The sequence below is a fragment of the Alcanivorax quisquiliarum genome (assembly GCF_023051175.1).
In the GTDB taxonomy this organism is placed as follows: Bacteria; Pseudomonadota; Gammaproteobacteria; order Pseudomonadales; family Alcanivoracaceae; genus Isoalcanivorax; species Isoalcanivorax quisquiliarum.
Genome location: NZ_JALKII010000001.1, coordinates 519,402 through 540,267 on the forward strand (window position 1 = coordinate 519,402; position 20,866 = coordinate 540,267).

General features: G+C 60.2%; 20 protein-coding genes and 2 tRNA genes. 4 read left to right on the forward strand and 18 right to left on the reverse strand.

The features are described from left to right. Positions 1–118 precede the first annotated feature (118 nt). The gene (locus MU846_RS02375; RefSeq protein ID WP_246947856.1) at positions 119–1,951 is read left to right on the forward strand and encodes a long-chain-acyl-CoA synthetase; all 1,833 of its coding nucleotides are present in this window, start codon (positions 119–121) and stop codon (positions 1,949–1,951) included. Positions 1,952–2,952: 1,001 nt separating this feature from the next. Further along, entirely contained in the window at positions 2,953–3,144 is a 192-nt protein-coding gene (locus tag MU846_RS02380) for a hypothetical protein (protein ID WP_246947858.1), read from the forward strand. A gap of 282 nt (positions 3,145–3,426) precedes the next feature. On the opposite strand, the gene MU846_RS02385 is transcribed toward MU846_RS02380, so the two are convergent. The 3 genes from MU846_RS02385 to MU846_RS02395 all read right to left on the reverse strand — a co-directional run bounded on the left by MU846_RS02385 (position 3,427) and on the right by MU846_RS02395 (position 5,603). After that, on the reverse strand, positions 3,427–3,894 hold the full coding sequence (locus MU846_RS02385; RefSeq protein ID WP_246947862.1) for a phasin family protein: 468 nt from the start codon (positions 3,892–3,894) through the stop codon (positions 3,427–3,429). A gap of 195 nt (positions 3,895–4,089) precedes the next feature. Beyond that, positions 4,090–4,386 (reverse strand): hypothetical protein, encoded by a 297-nt coding sequence (locus MU846_RS02390; protein WP_246947866.1) that lies wholly within the window; start codon positions 4,384–4,386, stop codon positions 4,090–4,092. Next, the gene (locus tag MU846_RS02395) at positions 4,386–5,603 is read right to left on the reverse strand and encodes a DUF445 domain-containing protein (RefSeq protein ID WP_246947869.1); all 1,218 of its coding nucleotides are present in this window, start codon (positions 5,601–5,603) and stop codon (positions 4,386–4,388) included. Before MU846_RS02395 ends, MU846_RS02390 begins: the two co-directional genes overlap by 1 nt. Positions 5,604–5,895: 292 nt before the next feature. On the opposite strand from MU846_RS02395, the gene MU846_RS02400 reads away from it, so the two are divergent. Further along, entirely contained in the window at positions 5,896–6,642 is a 747-nt protein-coding gene (locus MU846_RS02400; protein ID WP_246947872.1) for an SCP2 sterol-binding domain-containing protein, read from the forward strand. A 2-nt stretch (positions 6,643–6,644) separates the two neighbouring features. Here MU846_RS02400 and MU846_RS02405 read toward each other — a convergent pair whose 3' ends face one another. Beyond that, the gene (locus MU846_RS02405; RefSeq protein ID WP_246947875.1) at positions 6,645–6,968 is read right to left on the reverse strand and encodes a hypothetical protein; all 324 of its coding nucleotides are present in this window, start codon (positions 6,966–6,968) and stop codon (positions 6,645–6,647) included. A 334-nt stretch (positions 6,969–7,302) separates the two neighbouring features. Here MU846_RS02405 and MU846_RS02410 point away from each other — a divergent pair, with 334 nt between their 5' ends. Beyond that, positions 7,303–7,893, forward strand: coding sequence for an aminotransferase class I/II-fold pyridoxal phosphate-dependent enzyme (locus MU846_RS02410; protein WP_306799182.1), 591 nt, complete (start codon positions 7,303–7,305; stop codon positions 7,891–7,893). Here the strand turns inward: MU846_RS02410 and MU846_RS02415 are convergent, their stop codons facing one another. From MU846_RS02415 to uvrB, 14 genes are all read right to left on the reverse strand, one after another. Then, complete coding sequence (locus MU846_RS02415) at positions 7,894–8,904, reverse strand: zinc-binding alcohol dehydrogenase family protein (protein ID WP_246947889.1); 1,011 nt, start codon at positions 8,902–8,904, stop codon at positions 7,894–7,896. A gap of 69 nt (positions 8,905–8,973) precedes the next feature. Beyond that, complete coding sequence (cmoB, locus tag MU846_RS02420; RefSeq protein ID WP_246947890.1) at positions 8,974–9,966, reverse strand: tRNA 5-methoxyuridine(34)/uridine 5-oxyacetic acid(34) synthase CmoB; 993 nt, start codon at positions 9,964–9,966, stop codon at positions 8,974–8,976. Next, entirely contained in the window at positions 9,966–10,688 is a 723-nt protein-coding gene (gene cmoA, locus MU846_RS02425; protein WP_246947891.1) for a carboxy-S-adenosyl-L-methionine synthase CmoA, read from the reverse strand. The genes cmoB and cmoA overlap by 1 nt, the downstream gene beginning before the upstream one ends. A gap of 314 nt (positions 10,689–11,002) precedes the next feature. After that, positions 11,003–11,079: transfer RNA gene (locus tag MU846_RS02430), tRNA-Pro, on the reverse strand. A 77-nt stretch (positions 11,080–11,156) separates the two neighbouring features. Further along, positions 11,157–11,513, reverse strand: coding sequence for a MerR family transcriptional regulator (locus tag MU846_RS02435; protein ID WP_246947894.1), 357 nt, complete (start codon positions 11,511–11,513; stop codon positions 11,157–11,159). Next, a complete protein-coding gene (gene ihfA / locus MU846_RS02440; protein WP_246947897.1) occupies positions 11,494–11,796 on the reverse strand; it encodes an integration host factor subunit alpha in 303 nt (100 codons plus the stop codon). The genes MU846_RS02435 and ihfA overlap by 20 nt, the downstream gene beginning before the upstream one ends. A 15-nt stretch (positions 11,797–11,811) precedes the next feature. Continuing rightward, complete coding sequence (pheT, locus tag MU846_RS02445; RefSeq protein ID WP_246947900.1) at positions 11,812–14,190, reverse strand: phenylalanine--tRNA ligase subunit beta; 2,379 nt, start codon at positions 14,188–14,190, stop codon at positions 11,812–11,814. Between the two features lie 98 nt (positions 14,191–14,288). After that, positions 14,289–15,308 carry a phenylalanine--tRNA ligase subunit alpha gene (pheS, locus tag MU846_RS02450; RefSeq protein WP_246947903.1) on the reverse strand — a complete coding sequence of 340 codons (1,020 nt, stop codon included), beginning with the start codon at positions 15,306–15,308 and terminating at the stop codon, positions 14,289–14,291. A 213-nt stretch (positions 15,309–15,521) separates the two neighbouring features. Next, positions 15,522–15,881 carry a 50S ribosomal protein L20 gene (gene rplT, locus MU846_RS02455; protein ID WP_246947916.1) on the reverse strand — a complete coding sequence of 120 codons (360 nt, stop codon included), beginning with the start codon at positions 15,879–15,881 and terminating at the stop codon, positions 15,522–15,524. A gap of 49 nt (positions 15,882–15,930) precedes the next feature. Next, complete coding sequence (gene rpmI / locus MU846_RS02460; protein WP_008735164.1) at positions 15,931–16,125, reverse strand: 50S ribosomal protein L35; 195 nt, start codon at positions 16,123–16,125, stop codon at positions 15,931–15,933. A gap of 71 nt (positions 16,126–16,196) precedes the next feature. Beyond that, the gene (gene infC / locus MU846_RS02465) at positions 16,197–16,736 is read right to left on the reverse strand and encodes a translation initiation factor IF-3 (RefSeq protein ID WP_246948289.1); all 540 of its coding nucleotides are present in this window, start codon (positions 16,734–16,736) and stop codon (positions 16,197–16,199) included. 225 nt (positions 16,737–16,961) lie between these two features. Further along, positions 16,962–17,038, reverse strand: a tRNA-Val gene (locus MU846_RS02470). A gap of 62 nt (positions 17,039–17,100) precedes the next feature. Then, on the reverse strand, positions 17,101–18,630 hold the full coding sequence (locus tag MU846_RS02475) for a hypothetical protein (RefSeq protein ID WP_246947918.1): 1,530 nt from the start codon (positions 18,628–18,630) through the stop codon (positions 17,101–17,103). Between the two features lie 144 nt (positions 18,631–18,774). Continuing rightward, on the reverse strand, positions 18,775–20,853 hold the full coding sequence (gene uvrB, locus MU846_RS02480; protein ID WP_246947925.1) for an excinuclease ABC subunit UvrB: 2,079 nt from the start codon (positions 20,851–20,853) through the stop codon (positions 18,775–18,777). Positions 20,854–20,866 lie beyond the last annotated feature (13 nt).

The window sequence follows — 20,866 nt, forward strand, 5'->3', positions numbered from 1 at the left end:
GGTTCACCAGCTGCCAAACGGCAGCGTGGTTCTTGCACTTCCTTTGTGGTGCCCGGCAGAGGATCGGATGATTCTCCCGGGTGTGCTTGCTATCAGTGCCAATAAAAACGGAGATCCTATGAGCAACGCCGACGTTATTACGTTGCCCAAGCTGCTTTCTCGCCTGCCCATGGTTTTCAGCAACCTGCCAGGCTTGATCAAAGGTTCGAAGATGGGGAAATTTTCGGACCCGAACAAACCGATTGGTCTGGGGCTGGCCATTCAACGCGCCACAGAAATGAACCCCGACGGCACCGCTGTCGTCTACCAGGACACCCACCTGACGTATCGTCAGTTCAACGCCTGGAGCAACCGTGTCGCTGACTACCTGTCATCCATCGGCCTGAAAAAAGGCGATTCCATTGCTGTCGATATCGAGAACCGCCCCGAGCTGCTCGCGACAGTCGTGGGCGCGGCCAAGATCGGCGTTTGCTCAGCACTGATCAATACATCGCAACGGGGCAAGGTGCTGGTACACAGCTTCAACCTGGTGCAGCCCAAGGCGGCTCTGATCGGCGCCGAGCTCACCGACGCCATCAACGAAGTGCGCGATCAGCTGGAACTTGCCAGCGATCGTTTTTACTGCTGGGCCGATCAGGACACACTGGAAGATTCCGGCAGCGTGCCGGCCGGCTATCATAATATTGCCGATGCAATTCGCGACTGCTCCTCGGAGAATCCCGAGCAGGCAAACCGTATCTTCCTGAAAGACCCGCTATTCTATATTTATACCTCCGGCACCACCGGCCTGCCGAAAGCGGTCGTGTTCAATCATGGCCGCTGGGAAAAAGCGTATGGCGCCTTTGGCTTTGCTGCCGTGCGCCTGAAAAAAGACGACCGCATGTATTCCACCCTGCCCTTCTATCACGCTACGGGCATGGTCATCAGCTGGGCCTCCGCGATTGCCGCAGGCGCTGGCCTGGTGCTTGCACGCCGCTTCTCGGCCAGCCGCTTCTGGGACGATGTGCGGAAATACAACTGCACCGCCTTTGCCTATGTCGGTGAGCTGTGCCGCTACTTGCACGAGCAGCCGGCCAAGGCCAACGATGCCGACAACCGCGTACATGTCATCGTCGGCAACGGGCTGCGCCCCAGCATCTGGAAAGATTTCAAGGCCCGCTTCGGCATCGACCGTGTGGTTGAACTATATGCCTCGTCGGAAGGCAACGTCGCGTTCACGAACGTATTCAATTTCGACAACACCGTGGGCTTTTCACCTGTCGGCTACGCCATCATCAAATACGACAAGGAAAAAGATGAACCGGTGCTCGGCGCGGACGGCCACATGATCAAGGTAGCCAAGGGGGAAGCCGGGCTGCTGATTGGCGAGATCACCGACAAGACACCTTTTGACGGCTACACCGACAAGGATAAAACGGAGAGCTCCATCCTGCGCAATGTGTTCCGCAAGGGTGACGCTTATTTCAACACCGGCGACATGATGCGCGACATCGGCTTCAAACACGCACAGTTTGTTGACCGCCTGGGCGACACGTTCCGCTGGAAAGGGGAAAACGTTTCGACCACGGAAGTCGAGCAGATCCTGGACGGCGCCGATGATGTCATCGAATCCGTGGTGTACGGCGTGGAAATCCCGAACACCAACGGCCGTGCGGGGATGGCCGAGGTGCGCCTGGCCAAAGCGCACGCGTCCTTTGATTTCAAAACGCTATGTGCCCACCTCAAGCGCGAGCTGCCCCCCTACGCCATACCGGTGTTCCTGCGGGTGACAGAGGCTGCGGTGGATACCACCGGCACGTTCAAGCACCAGAAAAACAAGCTCAAGGAAGAAAAATATGACCTCACCAAACACAACGACCCTGTCTATGTGTTGTTGCCCGGGGAAGACTGCTACCAGCGCCTGACCCCGGAGATCCAGCAAGGGATCGACGGCGGCCAGTACCGCTTCTGATCACTGCTGATTGACGAAGAAGCCCCGGTACGGGGCTTCTTTCGTTTCTGCGGCCTCTAGATAAAGCCTCGTTGTACAGCCTCGTCACACAGCATCTCTAGACAGACGCTTCATACGATATCTTTGATACAACCTCTTCCCATACAGCGTCTTCGCACGCACCCCGCAGCCCGGCCCCTCGACTGCTTTCTTTTCTGCAGCTGCCGGCGCTCCAGGTACGCCCTGTGGATAAAATAGTGGACAATTCGTTCACAAGTTTTCCTGCCCGGAAAAGGTGTTACCGTAACGAAAGGTGACACTTTTGCCTCAAAAACCAAAATCGCATATATAACATAGACTTACAGAAGGAAAGGAAAGCAGAAACTCAGGTTCCGCTACTAAGTGAGAGCCGTTCAAAAACGTCTCGATAATGTGTACAACTCCACAAAACACTGCGCCCAAGCACCAATTTGTCCACAGAATCTGTGGACAACTTTGTTGAAAAGAGCCTGCCAAGCCCGTGGAACCACCATCTGGCCGGGCCCTCGCCGCCTTGTCGCTTTTTTGATCGCAAAGTGCAATCGGGACGCCACCTTCCGCCTTCAGGAAACGAAAGCCATCATTTTGTTCCCGGTTGCACAGCGGTACGAACCGAGTAGTATCTGAGTTGCACCAACAAGACCTCAGTGCCTGATAGCGGTGACGCCAGCAGCACCAAGGGGCTCGGAAAATACACCGAACAGCCATAGCGGAGATCGCCAGGGCTCGTTCAAAAAAGGAAGGCAATAGCCTCCAGGGCGTTGTGCGCTACAGCCCCATAAAAAGCCGCTCTCTCGCAGAGCGGCTTTTTCTTTCTGAGAACCATCTGGGCTCCCGCCGCTCGCCCTGTTAATCACTTCAAGCCCTGTGTCCGTACAAGCACTAAACGGCCCCTGTTTACGCGAACAGCCCCGTAGCGCGTTCGCCGCCACCACGCCGGGCAGCGCGCCGCGCATTGGCGCCCCGTACATGCGCCGGAAGATATGAAACAAACGACATCGCACAAGCCGCCGACAGCGCGCAGCCAAGACATTTATCAAATGACAAGCGAAGCGCAAACCAGCCGCTGGCTGGCCCGAAGGGTGAGCGAAGCGAATAAAAAATATTTATCGCTGAATGCCAGGGGATGCGGCGCGGATCTCGAGGAAGGAGTACTCCTGATCCCGGTGACGTAGTCCGGCGTTCGATCGTCTTGATGCTGGTGTTATTGATGCACTCGACGAGGCTGGTGTTCAACGGCGGTCGGCCACCGACAGACGGCCCTGCCACCCAGCGTCGCTAGCGTCTCCTTGTCCGGCATCGCTCGCTCCAAAAAACCATGCAACCCGAGCTCAAGAGGTCAAACCCACCGGTAGAAGGCGCTGCGGAAATCGGCGATAAACCAAAAAAAAGGGCCTCAGAGGGTGAGGCCCGGAAAATACACCACTAAGGGGATAGCGGTGTGCGCTACAACATCATTACCCTTTGCCTTTGGCATCCTTGCGCTTCTCAGCGCCGGCCTCAGGCGTGGAACTGGACATTTCGTCCAGCGCAGCAGTGAGTTCCTGAACTCGCCGCTGTAGCGCTTCCACTTCGCGCTTATTGGGAATTCCGAGACGCGACAACGCCTTGTTCAGCCGCTCGTCGAACGCCTTTTCCATCTTTTCCATCGTCTCACCGGTGCGACTGCGTACCCGCTCCTTGATCTCTTCCACTCGTGACTCGGATTTGTCACGGGTTTTGGATTCAAGGTCGCGCCCGGTATCCACCAGATTGTCAAAAAACCGACTGCCCTCTTCCTCTGCCTTGGCAAAGGCACCCAGACCAGCCAGCCAGATCTGATGGGTATATTTCCTCAGATCTAGAGGGCCACTACCCAAGCGGATAGACTTCGGCCGCTCCTCTCCGATTTCCTTCAGTTCATCATCATGCTTGCGGTCTGACATCGCTTATCTCCGAGATGCAATTCCACAAGTCGACACAATGCGGAAAACAGAAATTCAAAAATCAAGTCAAAACAAACAACCAGCAATCAGCGCAATTGCTATATGGCGGCAGTATAACGAGATTCAAGAGGAGGACACCAGGAAACTGTCTGACAATCCGGCAGGCTTCAGGCTTCAGGCTTCAGGCTTCAGGCTTCAGGCTTCAGGCTTTGGCTTTGGCGACTCATTGTCGCCGGGAGACGGGCGACCACCGAATAGCCCTATCCCGCGGGCCAGATCCTTCACGGCACGGCCGCCGCCAAGCAAGCCCAGGACGCGCTGGCGCAGCCGCTCTTCCAGCTCGTCGGCGCCCTGCTGCAAGCGTGCATCCACTTTTTGCTCAAGCCGAGGTGCGGAATAGAAATGCACCACCAGAAAAACCACGCTCAAGGTGACCAGCGACGACAACAGCGCCGCGCCAAACATCAGCCAGAACACCTGCAACGGCGCCATCAGTGCAAGCCGAACACGAGCAGCAGCTGCACCAGCCCGGCCATGAAACTGAGCACCCCGCCCACCATGATGAGAATCCACTCATCCTCCTGGAAGGCTGGCCGCAACAAATCCTGAAACTCCTCTGATGACAGCTCCTGCATCCGCTCGCGCATGATGCGCTCGACGATCACTCCGCGCTCGCGGTTGAACTCCACGTCCTCGAACGGCACCACAGCAAGATCCAGCGCCTTCTCTTCCACCGCTTTTTTCAGATCCGCATACCCGCCCGGCCCGACGGTGAGCTGCGCCGCGGTGCGCACTACGCCGCCTTCCAGCAGCGGCCGCAGGTGCCGCTTGATCAGCGCCTTGGTGCGGTCGGCACGCGGGCCATTGATGACCTGATACATGATGTTGCGCAACGTGACCACCTCGCTGGTGGTCAGCCGGGCAAAGCTTTCCGCTACATCCTTCTGCCGGCGCAAAAACAGCCCCTGGAGGCGTAACGGCCCGATCCGCACCGGGCGCACCGGGCGGAAGATGACGTTCAACGCCAGCCAGTTGGTGGCCGCACCGATCAAGAAGCCGCCCACAGGCAGAATCCAGTTGTTCGGCCAGAGGATAAACAGTGGCATCTGGATCAAGCCGAACAGGAAACCGAAATACAGGCCGGAGTTGGTCACAAAGCGGAACTCCGGATCGCCCACTTCGCGGAACATCTTGACCATCAGCGCTTTGTCTTCACGCATCTGGCCACTGATCATGTGCTTGAGATCAACCAGCTCCTCGACACGCTTGCTGATATCGTCGACGATGTTGTCCATGACTTGCGGCACAGCGCGCCGTGCCCGGCTGTAAACCCGCCGGCGCACCAGCAACGGCAGGTTTTCCCACAACACCGCGTTGCGCTCTGCCATGACCTCATCGGTATATTCCTCGATCCGGCCCTGAATACTGCGCGTCAGGTGCGCGGCGATCTTTTCAGGCTCCATCTGCTGGAAAAACTCGTCCACGCTGCCGATCTTGGACAAGGTCTGATCCACAAGGATGCCGGACATCTTCTCGGCCTTGGCCGGAATGATCCCCTGCCAGCCGAGATAGGGTGGTATCCCGATAAACCTGATCGGGTAAAACGTCATTTGCACGGCCAACCAGTTGGTGGCCCACGCAACAATGGCTGCGACCACCGGAATACTGGCGTATTTCCAGAAATCGGGATGCGAAAACAGAGATTCCACTAACGTTGCTCCCCTTCCCGAGGATTGTGGCTCAGCCACATGGCTGACCAGCCCTGGCCTGGCACACCGCGCACCCCCGGTTCCCGACCCGCCTCACCCGACCGCCGATGTGGCGTTGATGCCGGGGGCTCCGGCCAATGACGGGGCCGGCGCTGGCGGTAGTATAACGGCACGATTACCCAAGGTAAGGCTCCCTGTCGGGATTTCACGCCAATCATGGGTTGATCCGACAAGCTGCGTGTTGCATAACACTCTTTACCCTCAAGCCTGTGGAGGCTCTCGGCAAGAACCGATGGAAAACCATTCATCCTCCGTCACCCGCTTCCTGATGCTGGGTGCACTGGAAACGCTGATCAACCAGGCGATCGCCCATGAACCCCGGGCGCGTGATCGTCTGCAACGCCTGCATGGCACCGCCGTCCGTGTGCGCACGGAACGCCCGCACGCCGTACTCTATCTGTTGATCTACGAAGACGGTGTGGAAGTGCTGCCCGACTTCGACGGTTATGTGCATGTGCGCATCAGGGGCACGCTGGGCGCCATGCTGCAATGGGCGCTGTCGCCAAACGCGCCACTGCCGGAGGCCGATCAGATCCGCATTCTCGGCCCGGAAGATCGCATCGCGGTGCTGGCCACGACCATCAGCGAATTCAGCCTCTGGAGCATCGTTCGTAACTGGCTTGACGATCACGTACGCCTCAACGATTTGCTGGCCGTGCTGCGGCGGGAAGATCCGCAGTGGCTTGGCCGACTGCAGGGCCTGCCGCAGCAAGTTGACGCGCTCGCCACCGAAGTGGCGCACCAGCGTCTGTTGCAAGAAGAGGTTCTCGCTGAGCTGTTGCTGCTCAAGCAGGACATGCGCCGTGCACGCCGGCTTGATGCCGCTGGCATCATCACGGGCCTGTTGCTGCTGCTGGCCGCACTGGGCACGCTTACCAGCGTGCTGCCGGTGGCCGCCGCAATCAGCGCCACAACCCAAGCTATGCTGCTGGCCAGCGCCGGCTTCACTTTGCTGGTCTCGCGTTTGCTCTGGCATTGAGTTCAGGGCTTTGGCTTGCGCCGGCCAAACAGCGAGCCCAGCCGGTCTTCGACGATCTCCACACTGGTGCGTGCGATATTGCGTGTCGTGCCCTGCAACACCTCTCGTGTCGGCAATGCCGTCACGCCGTCGACAATGCCCCGCCGCACCGCCTCTTCGACCTTCGCCGCCATCAGATCCGCAGCTATCTCCGCCTGCTGGCGTAGCAGCGTTTCCAGATCCTGAGCCACACGCGGCCGTATGTGCAGGTTCATCCACAGTGCCAGGGCCGTCAGTGTCAGCAATGCCGAAAGCAATGCGGTCACCACGATCATCAGCCAGTCCATTCCGCCCTCCTGCGCCGAGGCGCAGCACTATAATCGGATCACATTACGATGCACTCGCGCTCGCGTATATGGCGCATCGGCATGGCGCTGCATTATGGCGGCAACGCCAGCGCCCGCCAATGACCGACGAGCAGGCCGCGGAGGGCTGAAGACGTCAATCGACGCCCCTTCGTAACCTCCTGATGTTGCTTTGTTACCAGCTGAAACCAACGCTGGCTATGCCGCTGTGCGCTGCACTATGCTCTGGCAAGCTCCCTCTCGGACAAATAAAAAGACCAAGATGCCAGACACAGTTTCACAAAAAACCAGCGGCCTCGGCCCCGCACGATTGCGCATGGCTGATCAGGCGCTTGCCCGCCAAGCGTCATTCTGTCTCAGGCGAGACATGCCATTGCAGCTTCTCGCGTTGCAGTTGACCAACTATCACACGCTAGGCCGATCGCATGGGCAGCGCCTGATGCGGCGCATGCAAACCCGACTGACACAAGCCATCAACCACCTGAAACGTGCGGAGGACTGGCAATGTGCGTGGGGCGACGGCCACATGGTGTTCTGCTTGCCGGACACCTCCGCACGGGGGGCACAGCAACTGGCACGGCGGCTGCTCCGGCAGTTGGCGGAGCACCGTTTCCATTATCAGGGTGCGTCGCTCAGGTTCGAGATGCGGGCCGGCCTCCATACGCTCTGCCTGGAAGGTGGCAAAGCGCCAGATTATCGCAAGCAGATCATGCGGACGTTGCACATCGCTTGTCACGGCGCCGAGCCGTTGAACGTCAGCCCGCAGCTCCAGCAAGCGCTGGCAGCACCACCGCCGGCGGCCGCTGCCGCACCTTCGCGGCAATTGCGATTCCTGCTGCAACAGCTGGATGAGCCAGCCCGAGCCAGGCTGGTGGATGAATTGCTGCTCGCGTCTGTGCGCGGCTGATCAGAACCCTTCCAGCACCACCTTGCCCCGAGCCTGATGGGATTCCATCAAAGCATGTGCCCGGCGCAGGTTTTCGGCATTGATCGCGCCGTAATGCTCGGTGGCGGTCGAGCGCACCACGCCCTGCTCCACCAGATCGGCCGCTTTCATCAAGATCCGGTGCTGTCTGATCTGATCATCCGTCTGGAACAGCGAGCGTGTGTACATGAATTCCCAGTGCAGCGAGATGCTCTTGCGCTTGAACTTGCGTACATCAAGCGCCATCGGATCATCAATCAGGCCCAGTCGCCCCTGCGGCCGCAGTGCGGCAACAATTTCATCAACATGCGCATCGGTATGGGTGAGGCTTGCCACATAATCGACCTCCTCGATCCCTACTTGCGCCAGCCCTTCCGTCAGTGGCCGGGTATGGTCGATCACTTTGTGAGCACCTAACGACAACACCCAATCGCGTGTGGCATCACGAGACGCAGTGCCGATGACGGTCAGCCCCGTCAGCTGGCGCGCCAGTTGAACCAGCACCGAGCCCACCCCACCGCCAGCGCCGATCACCAGCAACGTTTTGCCCTGGCCACGGCCCGGCAGCACACCGAGGCGATCAAACAACAGCTCCCACGCAGTGACGGTGGTCAACGGCATCGCCGCTGCATCGGCCGCACTGAGGTTTTCGGGTTTGCGCCCGACAATACGCTCATCCACACATTGATATTCCGCATTGCAGCCCTGCCGGCTCACATCGCCCGCATACCAGACGGCATCGCCCGGCCGGAACAACGTCACCGCATCACCAACCGCCTCGACCACGCCCACCGCATCCCAGCCCAATATCTTGATGCCGCCCTGCTCCGGCGCGGCACTGAGGCGGATCTTGGTATCCACCGGATTGACGGCAACTGCCTGCACCTTTACCAGCAGATCCCGAGGCCCCGGCGCAGGTGTATCCAGCGTCACATCCTCCAGCGCAGCGGGATCGTCAATGGGCAGAGACTGGCGGTAACCAACGGCTTTCATCAGCAGCTCCTTGTGGTCTTGCGTTGTGGTCTTGCGGTCGTCACGACAGCGTTTGCCGTCGCCGTGCGATCAAGGCTTTTCGGCCAGCAATACGGCACGGCGTGGCGCCGGATAGCCTTCACGGGTGCGGCTGGGATCCTGCGGATCGAGAAAATCCGCCAGCGACTGGAAGCGCATCCATGGCGTGCTGCGCTGCTCTTCCAGCGAGGTGACGCCCTCATCGACGACGCGTGCATCACGGAAACCGCTGCGCTCCAGCCAGCGCAGCAACATCGCCGAGCTGGGCAGAAACCAGACATTGCGCATCGCCGCGTAACGCTCTTCCGGCACCAGCACCTGCTGCACATCGCCTTCGATCACCAGCGTTTCCAGCACCAGCTGCCCACCTGGGCGCAGCGCGGCCTTGAGTTCGGCCAGATGATCCAGCGGCGAGCGGCGGTGATAGAGCACACCCATGGAGAACACCGTATCAAAGGCCTCCACGCCCTGCGAGAGCTCTTCCAGCCGCAGCGGTGCAAACCACACCGGCACCTGTGGCTGATAACGGCGCACCGCCAGAAATTGCAGCAGAAATAAAGGCGTGGGATCGATGCCCAGCACAAAACCGGCACCTTCTCCCAACATGCGCCAGCAGTGATATCCCGAGCCGCATCCCACATCCAGCACGCGACGGCCTGCCAGCGGTGCCAGATGCGGCTGCACACGCTGCCATTTCCAGTCGGAGCGCCATTCGGTATCGATCTTCACACCAAAGAACTCGAACGGCCCTTTGCGCCAGGGCATCAGGCCAAGCAATGCTTCTTTCAATGCTTCGGCTTGCGCCACCGGCAACTGCCCTGGCTCCCCGATCCTCACCGTATCTTGCTGCCAGCCCACCGGCGCCGGCACGGCCGGCAGCCGGGAAAAAGCAGCCAGCCAACGGGCCAGATCACCATGCGGGGCGGTGAGCAGGCGCTTGGTCGCAAGCGCAGCCGCCTCAACATCCCAGGGCGCCAGGCGTTGCGCGGCAAGCGCTGCGTGCAGCGCAGCCACATACTCGCGCATCGACGTCTCGTCACTCATCAGCGAATGGCCACCAGGGAAAGAAAATTGAAACAGCGGAACCAGACGTGCACGCGCTGAAAGCCCGCCTGCGCAAGCCGCGCCTCGTGCGCTTCCAATGTCTCGGGAATCAGCACATTCTCGATGGCAGTACGCTTCTGACTGATCTCCAGATCGCTATAGCCGTTGTTGCGCTTGAAGGCATGGTGCAGCGCTTGCTGCAAGGTGTCTTCTTCCGGGTCCGGGAAGCGGATTTTTTCCGAGAGCACCAGAATATCACCGGGGCTGAGGGCACCGGCGACACGGGCGACAAACTCATCCCGATCCGCCAGCGGCACAAACTGAAGGGTGAAATTGAGCACCACTACCGAGGCATTTTCCAGCTCCGTGGTGCGCACATCTTCGCAGCGCTGCGTAACGGGTATCGCTGGCGCTTCGGCGGCCAGAATGGCTGCCGCCCGCTCGACCATGGCGGGCGAATTGTCCACCGCCACAATTTCGCAATCACGATGCGGCACCAGCCGCGCCATCGCCAGCGTCGCCGCACCCAGCGAGCTGCCCAGATCGTACAGCCGGGTGCCCGGCCGCGCATAGCGTGCGGCGAATACCCCAATCATGTCGATCATGGTGCCGTAACCCGGCACCGATCGCCGGATCATGTCCGGGAACACCTGCGCCACCTGCTCATCGAAGCAGAACCGCGCCACGTCATCACGAGCCTGAGCGTAAAGATCATCTTTCATGGGAGGCCAGGCAGCAAAACAAAGGGAGTGCATTCTATCCCATCGCTCATGCCAGCCCCAAACCGGCGCCATCGTCTTTGATGGCAGCCGCTGCTCGGTTGAAGTACCGGCGCGCAGCCAAAGCTAAGGAGATCAAGAGAACGCGATTGAGGAAAGCAGATGCTGCTGCCACACAGCTCACCTGTGCGAAGGCGACGCGGTAGCAGGTAACGATAAATCACCGGCTGAGTTTTTCAGCCATTTTGATTTTGTTTTGCAGCTGCCGAAAACGAAAAAGGGCCAGCAGCTGTAAGCCACTGACCCTTATCGTTTTTTGGTCGGGACGGTAGGATTTGAACCTACGACCCCTTGCACCCCATGCAAGTGCGCTACCAGGCTGCGCTACGCCCCGAAAAATGTGCCCTGAGCAGTGCTCGGGGCGGCGGGCATCATAACGGATTCCCGCGCGTATGAAAACATTGCTGGTGATCAGGCGCGCAATACGTCGAGCACGTCTTCCAGTTCGACGATCATTTGCCGGATCAGCTGGTGGTAGTGGGTGGCCTGTTCGCCGCTGGCGCCATCGGTCAACTGCTGCCGCGCGCCGCCGATGGTGTAGCCCTGCTCATAGAGCAGGCTTCTGATCTGGCGGATCATCAACACGTCCTGGCGCTGGTAGTAACGTCGGTTACCACGGCGTTTCACCGGCTTGAGTTGCGGGAATTCCTGTTCCCAGTAACGCAGCACATGCGGCTTCACATCGCACAGATCACTCACCTCACCAATGGTGAAGTAGCGCTTGCCCGGAATCGCAGGGAGCTGGTCGTTATTGCTTGGTTCCAGCATAGGCCTCAACTCGTTGTTTCAGTTTCTGCCCCGGACGAAACGTCACTACGCGCCGCGCAGTGATCGGGATCTCTTCGCCGGTCTTGGGGTTTCGGCCTGGCCGCTCACTCTTGTCACGCAGATCGAAGTTACCAAAGCCTGATAACTTCACCTGAATATTGTTCTCCAGAGCATGGCGGATTTCCTCGAAAAACATCTCCACCATTTCCTTGGCTTCACGCTTGTTCAGGCCAAGCTCCTCGAACAGCCGCTCGGCCATGTCTGCCTTGGTCAGCGCCGCCATCAACGGTCCCTCGAATTACTCTCTCAAAGATGCGTTAAATTCTTGTTTTAGCAAGGTTAGTACCCCTGCTACAAGGTCGTTTATTTCCGCGTCCCTTAGGGTGCTCGAACGATCCTGGAAGGTCAAGCCCAACGCCAGGCTCTTGCTGCCTTTCTGGATGCCATCTCCCTGATATACATCGAAAAGCCGCACTTCTCGCAGGCGCGAATCACAGGCTCGGCGCACGCCGTCCAGCAAAGCGCCCGCCGTCACCTCTTCCGGCACCACGAAGGCAAGATCGCGGCGCACGGAAGGCTGGTCTGAAAGCGCACTGAAGGCCGGCACTCGGGCCTGCTCGATGACGTCCTTGCGCAATTCGAAGAGGTAGATATCCGTTGGCAGATCCAGCTTCGCCGCCAAGGCGGGATGCAACCGGCCCAGCCAGCCCGCTTCCTGGCCATCCAGCGTAATGCGGGCACTCTGGCCGGGGTGCAACACTTCATGTTCGGCGGCCTCGAAGCGGTAGTCCTGTTGACCGCCAGCGGCCAGCAACGCCTCCACATCGCCTTTCACGTCGAGAAAATCGACCTTGCGCGTGGCATCGTCAAAATGCTGCGGCCGGGCGCTGCCGAACACCAGCCCGGCAAGCATGGGTTCCTGGAGCAATGCACCCCCTGCCTCCGGCACAAAGCGCAGACCCTGCTCGAACAGGCGCAGACGATTCACCTGCCGGTTGAGATTGCGCTGTGCAGCGGTCAGCAGCCCTGCCCACAGAGTGGTGCGCATCACCGCCAGCTCGCTGGAAATCGGGTTGGTCAGTGCCAGCGGCTGTGTAGAGGGCGCCAGCGCGGCCTGCATGGCCGGATCGACAAAGGTGTAGGTGATGGCTTCCAGATAGCCTCGGGCGCACAGCAGATCAGACAGCCGCCGTGCCGAGAGCTGTGTTTCGGATCGGGAAACGGAGCCCCCCTGAATGGTGGGCAAGCGCGTGGGCAGCCGGTCGTAGCCGTACACCCGCGCCAGTTCTTCTACCAGATCCTGCTCGATGGCCATGTCGAAACGCCAGCTCGGCGCACGCACTTGCCAGTGGCCAGGGCTGGTTTCGGTCACCGCCATACCCAGGCGGGCCAGAATATCGGTGATTTCATGCTCGGGCAGCGCCCTGCCGAGCAGGGCTTGGGCACGCTCCGCTGACAGGCTGATCTCGGTGGGCTGAGGCACATGCTCCGGGGAAGAAGCTTCGCTGACCGGCCCTGCCTCCCCACCCGCAATCTCGATGATCAGCGCGGTCGCGCGCTCCATCGCCAGCGCTTGCAACGACGGATCGACGCCGCGCTCGAAGCGATGGGAGGAATCGGTATGCAGGCCATAACGGCGAGCCTTGCCGGCAATCGCGAGCGGGGCAAAAAACGCGCACTCAAGAAAAATATCCTGTGTCGCATCTGATACCGCCGACGCCTTGCCGCCCATCACACCCGCGAGCGCGAGCACCTGTGCTGCGTCTGCGATCACCAGTGTATCGTCACGCAGTGTCAGGCTCTGCCCATCCAGCAGCTCCACAGTTTCGCCTTCTTGAGCCAGGCGCACGTTGATGCCGGCTTCCAGTTTGGCCAGATCAAAGGCATGCATCGGCTGCCCGAGCTCCAGCAGCACATAGTTGGTGACATCCACCACCGGGTCGATCGGCCGCAAGCCGGCGCGACGTAGCCGCTCCACCATCCACAACGGCGACTGCGCCGAGGGGTTTATGCCGCGAATGATGCGGCCCAGATAACGCGGGCAGCTTTCAGGCACCGAGATCGCGACGGGGAACTGCTCATCGTGAGCGGCGGCCACCGGCGCGATGGCGGGCTCTGTCAAAGGCACGCTATTCAGCACGCTGACTTCCCGCGCAATGCCGCGCACGCTCAGGCAGTCGGCGCGGTTGGGTGTCAGATCGACTTCGATCACCTGATCGTCGAGTTGCAGATAGTCGCGAATATCCCGGCCCAGTGGCGCGTCATCGGGCAGTTCGAGCAGGCCATCAATGAGGTCTTCAAGCCCGAGCTCAGAGGCGCCGCAGAGCATCCCTTCGGAGGGCTGGCCGCGCAGCTTCGCCGGCTTGATGCGAAAATCGCCAGGCAGCACGGCGCCGACACGAGCGAACGGCACACGCAAACCGGGGCGCACGTTCGAGGCGCCACACACCACCTGAAACGTGCTGTCGCCATCAAATACCTGGCACAAGGTCAGTTTATCTGCGTCCGGGTGCGGTGCCGTCTCACGCACCTCGGCCACTACAACGCCCGTAAAGGCCGCAGCAGCCGGCTCCACGCCGTCCACTTCCAGACCCGCCATGGTGAGCTGATGAACAAGTTGCTTGGTGTCCAGCTTCGGATTGGCCCACTCACGCAGCCAGGATTCATTGAAACGCATTGCCGCCTCGTTCCCTGTGCCCGCGCTTCACCAGCGCCGGCTTATTACTTTTGAACGCTGCCGAGAGAGCAGCGCCGCACTGATTCAGTATGGCTTTCTCAGGCAAACTGGCTGAGAAAGCGGACGTCGTTTTCGAAGAACATGCGCAGATCGTTGACGCCATAGCGCAACATCGCCAGCCGCTCCACGCCCATGCCAAAGGCAAAGCCGCTGTATTGCTCCGGATCGACGCCGCCGTGCCGCAGCACCACCGGGTGCACCATGCCGCAGCCCATCACTTCCAGCCAGCCGGTGCGTTTGCAGACGCGGCAGCCTTCGCCTGCACAATGGGTGCAGCCGATATCCACTTCGGCAGACGGCTCTGTGAACGGAAAATATGATGGCCGGAAGCGCACTGGCAGATCGTCCTGCTCGAAGAACGCGCGCAGGAAAGCAGCAACAGTCCCACGCAGATCGGCGAAGGTAATACCTTCATCCACCAGCAGGCCTTCCACCTGATGAAACATGGGTGTGTGTGTCAGATCGGAGTCACAGCGATACACGCGGCCTGGCGCAATGATACGAAACGGCGGCTTGCCGTTTTCCATTACCCGAATCTGCACCGGCGAAGTGTGCGTGCGCAGCAAGCGGCCGTCGCCAAAATAAAAGGTGTCGTGCATCGCTCTTGCGGGGTGATGGCCGGGAATATTCAACGCCTCGAAGTTATGGAAGTCGTCTTCGACTTCAGGGCCTTCCGCCACGTCGTAACCCAGGGTGGCGAAGAAATCCTCGATGCGCCGACGCGTGCGGGTAACCGGATGAAGATTGCCCGCCCGTTCGCCTCGTGCCGGCAAGGTGACATCGATCCGCTCGCTGGCCAGCCGCGCGTTCAGCTGCGCCTGCTCCAGTCCCTCGCGCCGTGCCTCCAGCGCTTGCTGAACCTGATCGCGCACCTCGTTGATCAAGGCCCCCGCCTGCGGGCGCTCTTCTGCGGAAAGCTTGCCCAGCCCCTTGAGCAACTGGCTGATCTCGCCTTTCTTGCCCAGGTAGCTGACACGCACTTCATCCAGCGCACGCAAATCAGTAGCGCTTTCCACTGCCGCCAGCGCCGCTTGCGTCAATGACTCCAGGTTTTCCATGCCGTTCTCCGCCCGTCTCGGGCATTGCGCCGAACAGGCATGGCCTGTCGGATCTGTGCCGTAAACTGTTCCGAGGCCCGGGCCTCGCTGTTCGCCGCCTGCCTGTAGCGCGACGAAGATACCCCAATAAAAACGGGGGAAGAGCGCGAGCTCTTCCCCCGTTTCATACCGCCGGGCAAACCCGACGGCGTGTCATGCGCTCATGGCAGACGTTCAGGCGGCGAGGCTCGCTTTGGCCTTCTCGGCCAGCGCGCCAAAAGCCACCGCATCACGCACTGCCAGATCCGCCAGCACTTTGCGGTCGATATCAATGGATGCTTTTTTCAGGCCATTGATCAGACGGCTGTAGGACAGGCCGTTAGCCCGCGCCCCGGCATTGATACGCACAATCCACAGGCGGCGGAACTGGCGCTTGCGCACCTTGCGGTCGCGGTAGGCATATTGCCCGGCCTTGATGACGGCCTGCACCGCTACGCGATAAACACGGCTGCGGGCACCGTAGTAACCCTTGGCCTGCTTCAGAATTTTCTTGTGCCGGCGACGGGCCTGCACACCACGCTTTACTCGAGCCATTTCAGATCTCCAAGAACCGTTTCAATTTATCCAGCGTTGAATGCAGGGCTCAGACGCCCGGCAGCATGCGCTTCACCAGCGCGATATCCGAAGCGTGCACTTCGGTCTTCGGCCGGAGCTGACGAATCCGCTTGGCGGATTTCTTCGTCAGGATGTGGTTCTTGAAAGCCTGCTTGCGCTTGAAACCGGAGGCGGTTTTCTTGAAACGCTTGGCTGCCCCGCGATTTGATTTGATCTTCGGCATTGTTTTGCTCTCTAGACTTAAGCTGCGTTACGTTCGCTGCGTTACGTTGGCTCAAGCAACCGGAAATCCGATTACTTGTTCTTCCGCTGGGGAGCGATGACCATGATCATCTGCCGGCCTTCCATATTCGGACGTTGCTCGACATTCCCCAACTCGGCGAGATCCGCTTCCACCCGCTGGAGCAATTGCAGCCCCAACTCCTGGTGCGCCATCTCCCGGCCACGGAACCTGACGGTTACCTTGGCCTTGTCCCCTGCCTCGAGAAAGCGCATCAGGTTACGAATCTTGACCTGATAATCGCCATCATCGGTGCCGGGGCGAAACTTCATTTCCTTGACCTGTGTCTGGCGCTGCTTCTTGCGCCCTTCTTTCTGCTTCTGCTTGAGATCAAACAGATGCTTGCCGTAATCCATGATTCGGCATACTGGCGGCTCTGCATCAGGCGAGATTTCCACCAGATCGAGATCTTTTGCCTGGGCCGCTGCCAGAGCTTCTTCCAGACTGACCACACCTACCTGATCACCGTTTTCGTCAATCAGGCGAACGTTTTCCAGCTGAATCTGCTCATTGATACGGGCGCGTTTATCGCCACCCTTGCCAGCACTCTTAATATTGGCTACTCCGGTTCATCATTACTCTGTCGATCACCACGGCCGCTTCGCTACCTTGCGCAGCCCGGGATATCGACCCGCACAGCCATTCGGCTGATCGCGCATTGTATAGACGGCCCCGCGGCGACACAAGCTTTTCGCCGGGGCTAATCGGTTGTTTTCAACGGGATTTGGCAGCAGTTTGCCAGCACACCCGGTGCCCGGCATGCGCCTGGAGATTGAAACTGGTAGGCACGAGTGGATTCGAACCACCGACCCCCACCATGTCAAGGTGGTGCTCTAACCAACTGAGCTACGTGCCTGTCACGAGGGCGCTATTCTACAGCCAGCGGCGTGGCTGTCAAACAATTTCAAGCGCCTGATTTTACTGGCCAATCGACGCGGAATGCAGCGCGAAGCGATCCAGATCCCGCACGAACGCCGCCTGCACATCGTTGATCAGATCGAAAAGCTCCTGCGATGCCGCGTTGTCCGGCACCAGGCGGTCGCTGACGATGCGCATCCCCAACCGCACCATGAAGTTGTCCAGCGCCTCGAAGCCGCCTTGAGCGCGCAGCTCGGCAAGAGCCGCCTCGCTCTGGCGGAAGCGCACCTCGCCGCTGATCCCTTCCCCATCGTTGCCCTCGGCAGCCACGGTGAGAAAATCCAGCGCCAGCTGATCGATCGAGCGCGGCAACACGAAATTGATCACGCCGGCGGGCATGATGCCCAACGCCCGGCCACTGGTGCGCACGGTGGGCACTTGCACCAGCTCGCCATGAATAGCAGCGCCAGTGGCGGCAGGCTGGTAGTGGATCTCGCCGCGCAAGCCCGTTACTTCAGCCATGATGCCGTAGATGCGCACCCACATGTCCACCTCAGCGGTCAGGCGCCGCTCGCTGCCATCCAGATGTGGCCGGGCGCCTTCGACAGCCCGGCCGTTGCGGGTAGCCACCGGTTGGCCATCGCGGATCGTCATGCTCAGCTGTGCGCGCTGCTGTTCGGAATCCAGCCGCAACCGAGCCACCTCGCCGTACTCGTCATTGAGACGGGCATCCAGCGTCAGCACCTGGCCCAGGCGATCCAGATAAGCAGCCACGGCCGGGTATCGCTTCGCCAGTTGCGCCCGGTTCACCCGTACCGAGGCATCAACACGACGATCCCGCACACCGGCGTCGGTGGCGACCAGCAACTGCTCGATCTCTCCCACGCCTGCAGCAACTTCCCAGATGGCCGGGTAGGCTGCCCACACTGGCGCCAGCGCATTCACTTCATGCGTCGCCAGGCCAGGGTTCATCACCCGCACCTGATCGCGATAAATGCCCAGCGCAGCACGCTCATCGGCAGCCTCGCCCGCCATCAGGCGCAGCAGATCGCGGCTCGCTTCGAGCACCGATGGCCATCGCATCTCACCCAGCCCGAGCCGCACCTCGCCGCGCAGCAGAAAATGGGTGCCGCGTGCGCCGTCCATTTCTCGCGAGCTGACCCGCAACAGCGTGTCCCCCATGGGATAAGGCTCACCGCCGATGAAATCCAGCGGGTGCCCCGGCGGGGGCGGACCGACGCGATAACGATCATTTTCGCGACGGCTGAACACACGAATCTGGCGTTCGTCACCGGCCTCGTGAGGCAACATGCGGTGGAAACCGCGCAAATCGAAACGCTCCAGAGAGGCCAGCAAGGCATCGAGGAAGTCGCGTGTTTCACCCTCGTACTCGGTGCCATGGATCAGCACCTGGCGAAGATCAGCGTAGGCATACATGCGCTCCAGCGCTACGCCCCTGTCACCATCGCCGGCCAGAATCACCGCCGGCCGCCAGCCACGCTCCATGATGTCTTCGGGCACGGATTGCCCATAGGCCGCCGTTGCCAGAGTGGCGACCAGTACCAGCCCCCACCCCGCTACTCCCTTCATCTCTCTTGCCGGTCTTGGCTTACACCAGGAAAACATCAGCGCCGCCTCGCATAGCACTATCGCCTTCCAATTCTGGAAAGCAGCACGCCGCTGTCCCATGCCCATGAAGCCATCACCCACGGCTGCATGGTCAATTCACATCGCTTAACCGGCCAGGAAGCCGGCCTCGCGCAACTGTGCAATCTGATCGCGCAACCGTGCCGCCTGCTCAAACTCCAGGTTGCGGGCATGCTCAAGCATCTTCGCCTCCAGCTCGGCAATCTGCCGGGTCGCTTCGGCTGGTGATGCAGGCACGTTGTACTCCGCTTCATCTTCCGCCAATGCTATTTTTCTGCGGCTTTTACCATGCTTGCCGCCGACGCCGGTGGAGTAGGTATCTTCCAGAATGTCGCGGATCTGTTTGTTGAGCGCCGTCGGGGTGATGCCGTGCTCGGCGTTGAACGCAATCTGCTTTTCACGGCGGCGCTCTGTTTCTTCTATGGCGCGCTGCATCGAACCGGTGATTCGATCCGCGTACAGCACTGCGCGCCCATTGAGGTTGCGCGCCGCCCGGCCGATGGTCTGGATCAGCGAGCGATCGGAGCGCAAGAAGCCCTCCTTGTCCGCGTCAAAAATAGCCACCAGCGACACCTCGGGCATATCCAGCCCCTCGCGCAACAAGTTGATGCCTACCAGCACATCGAACTTGCCCAGCCGCAGATCACGAATCAGCTCCACCCGTTCCACCGTATCCACGTCGGAATGCAGGTAGCGCACCCGCACCTCGTGCTCTTGCAGGAACTCGGTGAGATCCTCGGCCATGCGTTTTGTCAGCACGGTAATCAGCACACGCTCGTTGCGGCCGACGCACTCGCGGATTTCGCCGAGCACATCGTCCACCTGAGCCAGCGCGGGGCGCACCTCGATCAGCGGATCAAGCAGCCCGGTGGGTCGCACTACCTGCTCCACCACCTGCCCGGCGTGACGCTCCTCATATGGCCCCGGCGTGGCTGACACGAAGATCGCCTGCGGTGCGAGCGCCTCCCACTCTTCGAATTTAAGCGGCCGGTTATCCAGCGCCGAAGGCAACCGGAAACCGTACTCCACCAGCGTTTCCTTTCGCGATCGGTCGCCTTTGTACATGCCACCGATTTGCGGCACGGTAACGTGTGATTCATCCATCACCAGCAACGCATCAGCGGGCAAGTAATCAAACAGTGTCGGCGGCGCCTCACCCGGTGCACGGCCGGAAAACAGACGCGAGTAGTTTTCCACGCCGTTGCAGTAGCCAAGCTCCTGCAACATCTCCACATCAAACCGCGTGCGCTGCTCCAGCCGCTGCGCCTCCACCAGCTTGTTCGCCTGCCGCAGTTGTTCCAGGCGCTCGGCCAGCTCGGCCTTGATTTGCTCGATGGCCGCCAGCACAACATCTCGCGGCGTCACATAGTGGCTCTTGGGGTAAATCGATACCCGTGCCACTTTGCGCAACACTTCCCCGGTGAGCGGATCAAAGATGCTGATGTCCTCGACCTCATCGTCGAACAGCTCCAGGCGCACCGCTTCGCGGTCTTCGTCGGCGGGAAAAATATCAATCACATCTCCGCGCACACGATAAGTCGCACGGCGAAAATCCATTTCATTACGGGTGTATTGCAGCTCGGCCAGGCGACGCAGCACCGCTCGCTGATCAATGCGATCACCTCGCACCACGTGCAGCAGCATGGACATATAACTGTTGGGATCACCCAGGCCATAGATCGCCGATACCGACGCCACAATAATGGTATCGCGACGCTCCATCAGCGCCTTGGTCGCCGACAGTCGCATCTGCTCGATGTGCTCGTTGATCGCCGAATCCTTCTCGATGAAGGTGTCCGACGAGGGCACATAGGCTTCCGGCTGGTAATAATCGTAGTAGGAAACAAAATACTCGACAGAGTTCTCGGGAAAGAACTCACGAAATTCGCTGTAAAGTTGTGCCGCCAGGGTCTTGTTCGGCGCCATCACGATGGTGGGCCGCTGCACCGCCTGGATCACGTTGGCGATGGTGAAGGTCTTGCCGGAGCCGGTCACCCCGAGCAGCGTCTGGTGCGAGAGGCCATCCTCAAGCCCCTCCACCAGTTCGGCAATGGCGCCGGGCTGGTCGCCTGCGGGCTGATAGTCGGCGCGCAGGCGGAAGCCAGCCTCGCCTTTGCCCCCGGCTGGCGCCTGTTTTGACTGGGAATCTGAAGGAGCTGGTGCCATTTCGCCGGGTCCT